At 65.7% G+C, this 12,632-nt stretch carries 6 protein-coding genes and 3 tRNA genes; 5 read left to right on the forward strand and 4 right to left on the reverse strand.

The window, feature by feature from the left end; genetic code table 11:
• The first annotated feature begins 148 nt into the window (after positions 1–148).
• The 5 genes from VB672_RS05670 (at position 149) to VB672_RS05690 (ending at position 10,138) form a co-directional block, all read left to right on the forward strand.
• The gene (locus VB672_RS05670; protein ID WP_329783203.1) at positions 149–3,802 is read left to right on the forward strand and encodes a FecR domain-containing protein; all 3,654 of its coding nucleotides are present in this window, start codon (positions 149–151) and stop codon (positions 3,800–3,802) included.
• Positions 3,803–3,866: 64 nt separating this feature from the next.
• Positions 3,867–5,780, forward strand: coding sequence for a CHASE2 domain-containing protein (locus VB672_RS05675; RefSeq protein ID WP_329783204.1), 1,914 nt, complete (start codon positions 3,867–3,869; stop codon positions 5,778–5,780).
• Positions 5,781–5,971: 191 nt separating this feature from the next.
• Positions 5,972–6,859, forward strand: coding sequence for a cation diffusion facilitator family transporter (locus VB672_RS05680; protein WP_329783205.1), 888 nt, complete (start codon positions 5,972–5,974; stop codon positions 6,857–6,859).
• A gap of 220 nt (positions 6,860–7,079) precedes the next feature.
• Positions 7,080–8,105 carry a tryptophan--tRNA ligase gene (gene trpS / locus VB672_RS05685; protein WP_329783206.1) on the forward strand — a complete coding sequence of 342 codons (1,026 nt, stop codon included), beginning with the start codon at positions 7,080–7,082 and terminating at the stop codon, positions 8,103–8,105.
• A gap of 335 nt (positions 8,106–8,440) precedes the next feature.
• A complete protein-coding gene (locus tag VB672_RS05690; RefSeq protein WP_329783207.1) occupies positions 8,441–10,138 on the forward strand; it encodes a methyl-accepting chemotaxis protein in 1,698 nt (565 codons plus the stop codon).
• Between the two features lie 498 nt (positions 10,139–10,636).
• Here VB672_RS05690 and VB672_RS05695 read toward each other — a convergent pair.
• The 4 genes from VB672_RS05695 to VB672_RS05710 all read right to left on the reverse strand — a co-directional run bounded on the left by VB672_RS05695 (position 10,637) and on the right by VB672_RS05710 (position 12,618).
• Positions 10,637–10,711 (reverse strand) — tRNA-Gly (locus tag VB672_RS05695).
• Positions 10,712–10,748: 37 nt separating this feature from the next.
• Positions 10,749–10,824 (reverse strand) — tRNA-Ala (locus VB672_RS05700).
• A gap of 41 nt (positions 10,825–10,865) precedes the next feature.
• A tRNA-Thr gene (locus tag VB672_RS05705) sits at positions 10,866–10,941 on the reverse strand.
• 81 nt (positions 10,942–11,022) lie between these two features.
• Complete coding sequence (locus VB672_RS05710; RefSeq protein ID WP_329783208.1) at positions 11,023–12,618, reverse strand: heme biosynthesis protein HemY; 1,596 nt, start codon at positions 12,616–12,618, stop codon at positions 11,023–11,025.
• Positions 12,619–12,632 lie beyond the last annotated feature (14 nt).

Genomic DNA, 12,632 nt, shown 5'->3' on the forward strand with positions numbered 1-12,632 from the left:
CGCCTCTTCTGTGGCGTTTATGCCGCAATCGTTCACCCTGTGCTGTAAAACACATCATCCATGATGTGAATCGGCTTTGTTCCTGAGCACTTCCTGCTAAGTTCCAGTAACGTTAGAGCAGGTAACCTTTCGATCGAGCCGGTCTTCCATGTCTTTCCGATCCTTCAGGCTTCTGGCCGCCGCGAGCGTCCTGACGTTGTCTCTTGCTGCCGCCCAGGCTCAAGCGCCCGTGCCGCGCCAAGCCCCCTTGGCGGGCGCCATCGTGGCGGCCAAGGGGGGCGAGGAGATGCGCTTCGTGCGGGAGGATCTCTGGCGGGCCGCCCAGCTCCAGCAGAGCCTCGTCGGCGGCGACACCCTGCGCACCAACGCCATCGGCAACCTGGCGATCCTGTTCAACGACCAGACCCAGATCCGCGTCGGCCGTAATTCGACCCTGACCGTGAACGACGTGGCGAGCGGGCCGGCGGACGCGACCCAGCTCAGCCTCCAGGCGGGCAACATCTGGGCGCGCGCCGCCCGCGGCGGCTCGGGCGTCGACGTCAAGACGCCGGCGGCGGTCGCGGCGATCCGCGGGACCGATTGGTCGCTGTCGGTGGACGGCGCGGGAAAAACCTCGCTGGTGGTGCTCGAAGGCGTCGTCGAGCTCAAGAACCCGCAAGGCGCCGTGACGGTGCGTCAGGGGGAAGGCGCGGTGGCGGCTGTCGGCCAGGCGCCGACGAAATTCGTGCTCGTCAGCCCCAACGACCGGGAGCAGATGCTGTTCTACATGTCGATGCGCGAGGTGTTCATCAACCTGCCGACGACACCCCTGGAGAACAAGCAGTTCAAGGCCGAGGGCGCCCGGATCCAGGCGCTGCCGGCCGAAGCCCGCACGACGGAGGATTGGCTCATCCTTGCGGAGAGCCTCATGAATTCCGGCGACAGGCGTGCGGCGGCAGCTCCTCTGGCCGAGGCCCGCAGCCGTCCGATGACGAGGACGCAACGGGCCCGGGCGGATTACCTGGAAGCCCTCATGGCCGGGGCGGACCGCCGCTGGCAGGATGCGATCAGATTGTTCGAGCGCGCAAAACCCGGCCTCGATGCCCGGCGGCGCGGCTGGGCGGAGTACGGCCGCTATGCCGCGGCCTCCCTGGCGGATCCGAAGCGGGTTCAACAGGCCCCGAAGGTCCCGGTCAGGGACCCCAGGACGGCGGAGATCAGCGCCTATCTCACGGGCTTCCGTCAGGATCTCAAAGCCGCCGCGGCCGAGGCTGCCGCTGCCGAAAAACGATTCCCGAACGATGCCGGCCTTGCCATCCTCTCGGCATCTCTGGCCCAGGATCTCGACCATCGCGAGGACATGTACGCGGCCTTTGAGCGAGCCCGGGCCATCGACCCGACCGATCCGAACGTGGTCGCCTTCGGGGCGACGATCAAGGCGGATTATGCCCGCGACATCGATGGAGCTCTTGCCGACCTCTACAGGGTCGTGAAGACCGATCCGAATTTTTCGCTGCTCAACCAGATCGGCCTGCTCGAACAGAGCCGCGGTGCGTTCGTCGAAGCCGAAGCGGCCTTCCGTCGCGCGCTCGACATGGAGCCGCAGAATCCGATCCCCTATACCAACCTGGCCATTCTCCTCCTCGATCAGAGTCGGGTGGAAGAGGCAGGCGCTCTCATCGACAAGGCCCTGGCGCTCGATCCCACCACCGCCTACACGGCCCGCGGACGCTACCTGCTGCAGAAGGGCAAGATGGCTCAAGCGCTCGAGTCCATGCTGGCCGGCTCCGCGGTCAACCCGGCCCTGTCCAACGACCAGGTCACCCTGGCCGACGCCTATTTTCAGAACGGCGACTACGAGCTCGCCTGGCAGACCCTGGACAACGCCGACCGGCTCGACCCCAGAGCACCCATCGTACCCATCCTGCGCACGGCCTTCGCGCTCGATCTGTATCTCGCCGACGAGGCGATCCTTGCCGCGCGCGAGGCCCTGCGGCGCTACCGGGCTCGCGGCGGGGATTATGCGGGGATTTCGGTCAGCAAGCAGACCGGCTCCTATCCGGTCCAGGCCTACCGCTTCATCAACCTGCACGATTGGGCGCGCTTCTACGCCGATCGCACCTTCGATCCGTTCGAGGCCCAAGGGTATTTCGACCAGGCGATCGTCAGCCGGCCCGGCCTGTTCCCCACGGAACCGACCCTCGATGCCGCGGAAGGCACGGAGCTCAACAGCGCGGCCCTGAACCTCTCGATTCAGGGGCTGCTCCTCGACCCCCTCGCCGTTGCCGGCCGCATCGGACGCTACGATCCCATCCGCCGGCCTTTCCTCGACACCGAGATCGGGGGCGGCGCGATCGTGCGGGGCGGCAAGGTCGGCTGGCAATCGGGCGTGCTGGTCAACGGCTTCTCCAACGAGCCCCTGCCCACGAGCTTCAGCCTGTCCGCGAGCGCCAACGAGGCCCGTGGCGACCTGAGCGCCGACAACGAGAGGGGACGGGGGATCACGTTCAGCCTCGGCACGGCCCCGAATGCCGCCGACCGGTTCATGTTCATGGGCTGGGCGAACGAGGGACAGCCGGGCCTGACCGATATCGACCGAATTGACTACACGAGACAGGTCGAGCGGGACACGACCAGCCTCTTCGGAGTGGCCGGCTGGAGCCACACCTTCGGTTACCGGAATGTCCTCACGGCCGCGGTGTTCGCAACCCGGAACGATACGCTCGACCGCGGGGAACTCTGGGATTATCGGCCGTTTCCCTCGACACAGACCCTATGGCAGGAGAAGCAGCGTGTGGATGGCGTCGTCGGGGCGGTGAGCCATGCCATCGGCTTCGGCGACTTCAACCTGCGCTATGGCGTGGAAGCTCAGGCCGGCAAGGTACGCTACAACGGCCTCAAGGAGACCTATAGGTACTATTTTCCGGACCGGGAGGAATTGCCCCCGGAGGCGTCGGCCTTCGACAGCCCGTTCCGTGGCGGCCGTGCCTATGCGGATGTTCTGTGGCGCCCAAACGACTGGTTCGAGGCTCAGGCCGGCATCCATCGCACCTTCCTCGACGTGAAGGATGCCAATCCCGACGTATGGGCATCGCCCCGCTTCGGCATCGGCGTCTCGCCGCTGGAAGGGCAATGGCTCCGGGCCGCTTACATCGAGAATGCCGATACTTTCCTGAGCTACTCCCTGGCGCCGACCACGACCGTCGGGCTGATCCCGAACGATACGCCTGCGAGCGGGCCGACGAAGAGCCTCGTGCTGCGCTGGGACGCGGAATGGACGCCGCAGGTCTTCACGGCCCTGGAATATCAGCGACAGACGCTGAACGACCTCAGCGTTCCCATCATCAACACGCTGGACAGCTTCAGCGGCATCGAAAAGGCGCGGGCCGAATGGCTCGCCGCCACGGTCAACGTGTGGCTCGGTCACGGCATCGGCGTCTTCGGCACCGTCGGCGGAGCCACGTCGAAAATTCTGACGACATCGGACGATCTGGAAGGAGCGGGCATCGGGGAGCCGGTGCCCTACATTCCGGAACGCTTTGCCCGCTTCGGAATGACCTTCGTCCATCCGAGCCGCCTGCGGTTCACCCTGACCCAGAATTTCATCGGCGAGCGGTCCGGCAATTATGACAACGACCGGCTGGAATCCTACTGGACGACCGATGCCGCGCTGACCTGGGAAACGCCGGACCGCCGCTTCCAGGTCGGCCTGACGGCGCTCAACCTGTTTGACCGGAGATATAGTTTCGGATTCGACACCTTCGGGTCTGACATCCCGGCGCCGGGCCGCACCGTTGCGGCCAGCGTCAAGGCCCGGTTCTAAGGTGAGCGGCGGGCGGTCGACAGTACGAGACCATGCAGGGGAGCCTCTCTGGCGCCATTTTGCCATGGCCGGGCTCGTGGCGGCTCTGCTGATCCCGGTTCTGTTCCTTCCGCCCTTCCGCCTCATCGAAGCGCGGCTCTACGATCTTCTCTCGGTCATCGCGCCGCCGCTTCCCGCCCAGCCGGGCGCCGTGGTGGTGGCCATCGACGAGCCGTCCATCGGGGAGATCGGCCAGCGCTGGCCTTGGTCCCGGGAACTCCACGCCAAACTGGTCGAGAGCCTGCGGGCGGCCGGCGCGAAGGTGATCGCCTTCGACATCATCTTCGCCGACCCGACCACCGAGGAAGCCGATACGGCCTTCGCAAAGGCGATCGGCCCGGACGTGGTGCTGGCGGCCGACGACGTCACCACGCCGCTGGCGCAGGGGATCCAGATCACCCGTGTCACTCCTCTCGATCCCTTTCTCGATGCCGGGGCGGCCGTCGGCGTGGCCTCCGTGGATCTCGACGGGGACGCCTATCTGCGTCGCATGCCGCCGGTGCCGGACAGTTTGGCCGCCGAAGCGCTTCGCCTGAAGGGCGAACCGCAGGGGCCTGCTCCGGCCGGCGCGTTGATCCAGTATTTCGGGCCGGCCCGCTCCTACCCGACCGTTTCGTATTACCAGGCTCTCGACCCGCAAGAGTTTCTGCCGCCCGGCTTCTTCAAGGACCAGATCGTGCTGGTGGGCCTGAGCCTGAAGCAGGCGACCTCCGCCGATATCGGCGCGCCCGATACCTTCCCGACGCCCTATACCCTGACCGAAGGCACGCTCACGGCAGGCGTGGAGGTTCAGGCGACGATCCTCGACAATCTCCGGCACAATCTCTACGTGCTGCCCGTGCCCCGGCTCGTCATGGCGCTTCTGGTGATCGCCGGAGCCTTTCTGGCCGCGGCCTTCTCCACCCGTGGCGTCTCCTGGCGGACCGGGCTGGCGGCAGCCTTCCTGGTAGCCTTCTTCTTCGTCGGAGCCTGGGCCGTGCTGCGCCTCGGCCGCGTCTGGGCGCCGCCGGCCCTGCCGGCCGCCGCGGCGCTTGCCGTCTTCGGGACGCGGTTCGGGCTCGATTACGCCCGCGAGCGGCATCTGCGCCGCACCGTCTCGGAAGCCTTCTCGCGCTATCTCTCGCCGGACCTCGTGGCGCAGCTCGCCCGCGATCCGAGCGCCCTGAAGCTCGGAGGCGAGCGCCGCGAGCTCTCGATCCTGTTCTGCGACGTGCGCGGCTTCACGACCCTGTCGGAGAAGCTGAAGGACGAGCCGGAGCGGCTGACCACGCTCATCAACCGCCTGCTCGATCCGCTGTCCGAAGCGGTGCTCGCGGAAGGCGGCACCATCGACAAGTATATCGGCGACTGCGTGATGGCGTTCTGGAACGCGCCGCTGCCGAGCCCGGACCATCCCCTGCGCGCGGCCCGCGCGGCCATGCGCATGCTGGAAGCGGTCGAAATCCTGAATGCCGAGCTGCGGCAGGAACAGGGCGAGGATGCCCCCCGCTTCGCCATCGGCGTCGGCATCAACACCGGCGACTGCGTGGTCGGCAACGTGGGCTCGCGCTGGCGCTACGATTACTCGGTTTTGGGCGACACGGTGAACCTCGCCTCCCGGCTGGAGAGCCTGTCGAAGGAATACGGCGTCTCGATCGTTCTCGGCCCGGCGACGGCGAAAGCCCTGCAGGAGCATTTCGTCCTGATCGAACTCGACCGCATCGCCGTGAAAGGGCGCGCCGAGAAGACCGCGATCTTCACCATCCTGGCGCCTGCGACGCCGCATCAGGATCCGGCGCTCGCGGAGCTGATGGAATTGCACCCCACGGTTCTCGACAGCATCGGCGCGGGACGGCGTGTGGAGGCGCTCGAACTTGTCCGGCATTGCCAGACGCTCGCCCCCTCCCTGTCGAAATACTACGGGAAGCTTCTCCTCAAGGCGACGGCGATCCCGGAGTGACCGGCGCCCGGCCTCGGCGAAACAGACCTGCGCGTGAGGCGGCGATCCGGCTTGACGTGTGGATGAAACGACTTTGCCCTGATGTGATTTTGCAAACGAATTGCAAGTAAAAACAAAGTCTTGCGCTTGAGAAATCACGGCCTATAAGGTCGCGTCGTTTCCCGCAGAGCTCTCTTGATACGCAACGCGCCATGGACAAGATTCAAAAACTTGCCCTGGGCAGCATATTCGTCGGAACCGTTGTTCTCGTCCTGAAATATGCCGCCTACTTCATCACGGGCAGCATTGCGCTTTATTCGGATGCTCTGGAGAGCGTCATCAACGTGGTGACGGCGATTGCGGCCTTCATGGCGGTGCGCCTGAGCGCCGCCCCGGCGGACGCCAACCACCCTTACGGCCACCACAAGGTGGAATACTTTTCCGCCGTCCTCGAGGGCGTGCTGATCATCGTGGCGGCTTTGGCGATCCTGCGGGAGGCCTATTTCGGCATCCTGTCGCCCAGGGTCATCGACGCACCCGCACAAGGCCTTGCCCTCAATGCGCTTGCCGGCGTGATCAACGCCGTCTGGTCTTGGCTCCTGATCAGCCGGGGACGGCGCCTGCGCTCGCCCGCGCTGGTGGCCGACGGTCGCCATCTCCTAACCGACGTGATCACCTCGGCGGGCGTCATCGTGGGCCTCCTGCTCGTGCCTCTCACGGGCTGGCATTGGCTCGACTCCGCTCTTGCCGCGATAGTGGCGCTCAACATCCTCTGGTCCGGCTGGGGATTGATGAAGGAGAGCATCGGCGGCCTCATGGACGAGGCTCTTCCCGAGGCGACCCTGAGCCGCGTCCGCGAGATCATCGCGGTCAATGCGGAGGGCGCTATCGAGGCGCACGATCTGCGCACGCGCCACGCGGGCCGGATGACCTTCATCGATTTCCATCTCGTGGTGCCGGGCCAGATGAGCGTGACCGACGCCCATGACATCTGCGATCGCCTGGAGCGGGCCCTCAAGGCCGCCGTGGAGGACGCGCTGATCACGATCCATGTGGAACCCGACGACAAGGCCAAGCACGCGGGCATCGTGGTTCTCTAGATTCCGAAACCTCGTTCTTGCGCGAGCGTCGCTCTCATGGCATTCCTGCGCCCATGAACGATCGTGCGACCCCGGCCCGAATTTTTTGGTGGCGCTCCTGACAGGAGCGGCACGTCGTCATGTTTTTTTGCAGCGAACGCAGCCGCCATGTGCGGCAGGCTTCGTTCGTTCTTCTCGACCCGAATCCTTCGTCATGGCGGCTCCTATCCGGAGAAGCCCCATGTCCGTCACCATCGATCAGCGCCCTGTCATCCTGACCGGAGACCGCACCACCGGCCCGCTGCATCTCGGCCATTATGCCGGGTCCCTGAGGAACCGCGTCGCCCTTCAGCGCAGCCATCGGCAGTATCTGCTGCTCGCGGATACGCAGGCGCTCACCGACAATGCGTCCGACCCCGCCAAGGTGCGCCGCAACATCCTGGAGGTCGCCCTCGATTACTTGGCCGTCGGCATCGATCCGGCGAAGACCACGATCTGCGTTCAGTCGGGCCTGCCGGCATTGGCCGAACTCACGCTGCTCTATCTCAATTTCGTCACCGTCGCGCGGCTCGAGCGCAACCCGACGATCAAGGACGAGATCCAGGCGCGCGGCTTCGGACGCGACATTCCCGCGGGCTTCCTCTGCTATCCGGCCGCTCAGGCAGCGGACATCACGGGTTTCAGGGCGAATGTCGTGCCCGTCGGCGAGGATCAGGCGCCTCTGATCGAACAGACCAACGAGATCGTGCGCCGCCTCAACCGGCAGATCGGCCGGGACATCCTTCCCGAGGCCCGGGCTCTGATCCCGTCCGTCGGGCGCCTGCCGGGCGTCGATGGTCGGGCGAAGATGAGCAAGTCGCAGGGCAATGCCATTCCATTGTCCGCCACGCCCGACGCGATCCGGGATGCGGTTCGCCGCATGTACACGGATCCCAACCACCTGCGTGCCTCGGATCCCGGTACAGTCGAGGGCAATGTCGTCTTCACCTATCTCGACGCGTTCGACGAGGATCTCGCAACGGTCGAAGACCTGAAGGCGCGCTACCGGCGCGGGGGGCTCGGCGACGCCGCCGTGAAAGGCCGTCTGGAAGAGATCCTGCAGGCTCTGCTCGCGCCGATCCGGGAACGCCGGGCCGCCTTGGCGGCGGATGCCGGCGCTGTGCTCGATGTCCTACGGGCAGGCACGCAGGACGCCCGCAAGACGACACAGGCAACATTGGACGATGTTCGCGCCGGGCTCGGGCTTTTCGCCTTCGAGCCAACTTAGAATCTGTTGACATCGTTCAGGGGAGACGCAGTTGGCTTCTGCCTTGCCAGCTCATCAAGCCAGTCGTGGCGGAATCGGTTGTGCGGACGTTCGACGAGATCGGCTCACGCTGAGGCGATCTTCGACGCCACAAGTATTAATAAGTCATTAATACTGAATATACCGTTAAGATCGAGCTGTTAATCACGCTATTTTTATTTCTATATTTGGCATGACTAAGTAATATCCCGTAATGTGCGATGCAATATAGAACGATTATAAAAACAATACCTGTTTCAAGCGCGTCGCAGGGGCGCGCGCCTCCCGCGGCGATGCGGGCAGGACACTGAAAGACGATGAAGCTGCTGAACAATTTGAGGCTCCTAGCCAAGCTCGCTATTCCAGTTACGATTTTCGTTGCGATTACGATCGGTCTTATTGCTCTTGCCGATCGCGGCCTCATTGAGATGGCCGACGATTTGGAGAATCTGGTCGAGCGCGATGTGGCTCGTCTCACGGCGATCCTACAGATCAACGCCGAGGTGAACGAAGCCAGCATCCAGGAGAAGAACATCATCCTCCTCAATGCGGACCAGCAGGATCGCCTGAAGAGCGCCGAGGGAATTTATCAGCAGTACAAGAAGCAGGCCCTGCAGCACTTGGACGAACTGGTGGCGCTCTCGGACACGGCCGAACGCCGGGCCATCAACGAGAACATCAGGTCTGAAATCGCGAAATACTTCGCCGGCATGGACCAGAGCGTGGCGCTGGCCCTCAAGGACGACGATGCGGCTGCGCTCAAGCTCTCGAACGGAGAGGTGCGTGACCTTCGCCGCAATGCCCGTGACATCCTCACCCAGCGCATCGAAGCCAATCAGAAGGCGCTCGGGAAAGCGAAAGGCGAGGCGGAGGAATTCGCCAGCGAGACCTCGACGTTTCTGATCGCATCCGCTGCATTCGGCATCCTGATCGCGGTCGGCCTCATCGGCTCGATCACGATCTTCGGCATCGTTCGCCCACTGACCCGGATGACGGGCGCCATGAGCCGCCTGGCCGAGGGGGACCTCACCGTCGACGTCACGGGCACCGAGCGCAAGGACGAGGTCGGGCAGCTCGCCCGCTCCCTGCAGGTGTTCAAGGACAACGCCGTCGAGGCCCGTCGCCTCGCCGCCGCCCAGGAGGCCGATAACCAGGCCAAGATGCGCCGCGCGGAGATCCTGGACCAGCTGACGAAACGCTTCGAGATGAACGTGTCGGCGCTGACGCAGGGGCTGTCCTCGGCGGCCACCGAGATGGAAGCCACCGCTCAGTCCATGACGTCCATTGCCGGCCAGACCACCCAGCAGTCGGTGACCGTCTCGTCGGCCGCCCAGCAGACCTCAGCCAACGTGCAGACGGTGGCGGCCGCCACCGAGGAGCTGTCGATCTCGATCCGCGAGATCGCCAGTCAAGTGGCGCAGTCCTCGCAGATCGCAGACCGGGCCGTGCAGGGCGCGCGCCGCACCGATGCGGCCGTGCAGGATCTCGCCACCACGGCGGCCAAGATCGGCGACGTGGTGCAGCTGATCAACACCATTGCGGGTCAGACCAACCTGCTGGCGCTCAACGCCACCATCGAGGCGGCGCGCGCCGGCGAGGCCGGCAAAGGCTTCGCCGTGGTGGCCACCGAGGTCAAGGAGCTGGCCAGCCAGACGGCCAAGGCCACGGAGGAGATCTCGGCCCAGATCGGCTCGGTGCAGCAGGCGACGCAGCAGACGGTGGCGGCCATCCAGGAGATCGCCCGCACGATCACCGAGATGAGCCAGATCTCGACCTCGATCGCCGCCGCCATGGAGGAGCAGGGCGCCGCCACGGCCGAGATCGCCCGCAACGTCCAGGAAGCCGCCCGCGGCACCGAGGCCGTGACCGGCTCCATCGCGGACGTGCACCAGGGCGCCGGCGAGACCGGGGCCGCGGCAAGCCAGGTGCTCGGCGCCGCCCAGGAGCTGTCGCGCCACTCGCACGATCTCGGCCGCGAGGTCTCGACCTTCCTCCACGACGTCAAGGCGGCGTGATCCGAACGGCTCCGTTCGGTAAGTCAAACTCAAGAAGGCCCGGCAATTGTTAGCCGGGCCTTTTTCTTTGCCGCCACGCTGAAACAAGCGGAGTGCGAGCGCTTTCTATCTCTGACGGCCGTGATCTCATCCCTGGAGAGAGGCCCGTCGCGGAGAGCGGAACAGCATGCTTGTTCGAGCGGGTTCCTGACCGAAGCCTGTTCCGCACCATTGAAGAACCGGGCACCCGCCCCGGCTTGAACGGATGGAGGCTCGCATCGCGATATCGCCTGGGCTGAAGACCCCCTCCTCGTCGAGACATTGAGCGTTGGAGGCAACCCTTCGGCTCGACAATCCATATTCCATGACCGGTTTTACCCGGATAAACGTCGATGACGTGTGACTTCGAGTCACCGCGGGCCCTTTCCATTCATGGATGGGGCCCGTTTGATTGAGAGAGGCGCAAAACACGAAAGGCGCCCGAAGGCGCCTTGTCGATGGATTTCCCCATTGAGGAAATGGAGCGGGCGAAGGGATTCGAACCCTCGACCCCAACCTTGGCAAGGTTGTGCTCTACCCCTGAGCTACACCCGCACGCTCCGTCTCTCGTCTCGAACCCGAACTAGCAGGATGGTGGAGCCAGGCGGAATCGAACCGCCGACCTCTTGAATGCCATTCAAGCGCTCTCCCAACTGAGCTATGACCCCCTGCCATGCCTTTCCGCCTGACGTCGCCGCCAGAAGTGGAATGGTGCCGCAAGAGGGATTCGAACCCCCGACCCCCTCATTACGAATGAGGTGCTCTACCAGCTGAGCTATTGCGGCATCGCAATTGTTGCGATCCGAGAGGCCGCCCTCTTACCCCCTCCCCCGCCGCTTGGCAAGGGAGGGAAAGGCCGGATTGGCCTACCAGACCGAAAAAACGCTGCGGCGTGCGGACGCCTGCTCCTTCGGCTTCGGCACATCGGGCGGCGTGTTCGGAAAGACCACCGGTCCGGGCGGCGGCAGAGGCGTTTCCTCCCTTGTACCATCCCTGACGGGCTCGGCGGCGACGGGTTCAGCCCTGACCTCGTTCTCCGCGGGAGCGGGCTCGGGTACGGGCACCGTTTCCGTCACGGGCGGCGAGGCAGGCTCTTCCGCCGTGACGATGGGCAGCGCCCTGACCTCGTCGTCGAGATCCGCCGTCACGTCGTCGTGCAGGGTGAGCTCGGGTGCGATCAGCACGTCGGGAGGCGCCTGCCAGACGAAGGCATCGAGGCGCCCGGTGACGGGCGAGACCGGCGCCCAGTGGTCGGACACGACCCCATCGGCGATCCAGGCCGGATCCCGGGGGGCGCGGGTAGCCCGGGCGAGCCATTCACGTCCCTTGCCCGTGGAGCCGTGCTCCGCCTGCTCCAGATCCGACATGAGCAGGCACACCCGCATGCTCGGACGGTCCTGCAGCAGGGGCTCCAGCGCGTCGCGGGCCCGGTCGAACTCGCGGGACTCCAGGGCGGAACGTGCCACGGCGAGCCGGCCTTCCGGCGCCCCATTGGCCAGGCGGGAGAGGGTTTCGGCACGCTTGAGGCGGTCGAGCCCAGAATCCCCCGGGCGCAGGTTGAGATAGACCTCGGCCAGATCCGGGTGCGGCAGGCTGCGCCAGGCGGTTTCCACCACCTTGGCAGCCTTGCGCAGATCCCCTTTCCGCGAGAGCAGACGGCCGGCCAGCGCTGCGGCCGGCACGAGATCGGGCGCGAGCCTCACCGCATCCTGGGCGCTTCTGAGCGCACCCTCCGGGTCGTGATCGACCCTCTCCAGGGCATCCGCCGTCAGCAGGACGGCCCGGTGGCGTCTGGCCGTCTTCTTGTCGAGGAGGCCAAGCGAGGTCCGCCGCTCGACGGTTTCGAGCGCGCCGCGCCAATCCCGTTCCGCGCAACGCGCTTCGAGAACCGCATCGCTTGCCCAGGCGGCCGCCGGCGCCAGGCGCACGGCCTCGGTGGCATATTCGTGCGCGGCCTCCGCATCGCCCCGGCGCCGGGCCTCGACGAAGAGGCCCCGCAGGCCGAGAACCCGCGTCTCGTCCTCGTCCATCATCTGCCGGAAAGCGGCCTCGGCCACCTCCCGATTGCCGGACACCTGGGCGGCCTGCGCCTTGAGCAGGAGCGTCAGGGGCTCTTTGCCCAGAAGGCGCTCGGCCTCGTTGGCATAGCGGCGGGCCGCGATGGTGTCGCCGGCCCCGACCGCCACCATCCCGCGCGAGACGGCCTGATAGCCCCGGGAGCGCCGGCGGGCCCGCGAGGCGAAAGTGAGGCGGGTGGGAAGCTGGATGAGGCCGGTGACCAGGGACCAGAGCAGGGCCAGGGCCAGGGCAAGGCCAGCCAGCGCGATGGCCGCCACCGCCACCGACATCTGGATCTCATAGCCGCCGAAGGTGATCAGAACCGTGCCCGGCCGATCGGCGAGCCAGACCGCGCCGAAGGCCGCGACGCAGAGAAGACCGATGAAAACAAGAGCGCGCCACATGCGGGGCAGATCCT

The organism is Microvirga sp. CF3016 (assembly GCF_036314085.1).
In the GTDB taxonomy this organism is placed as follows: Bacteria; Pseudomonadota; Alphaproteobacteria; order Rhizobiales; family Beijerinckiaceae; genus Microvirga.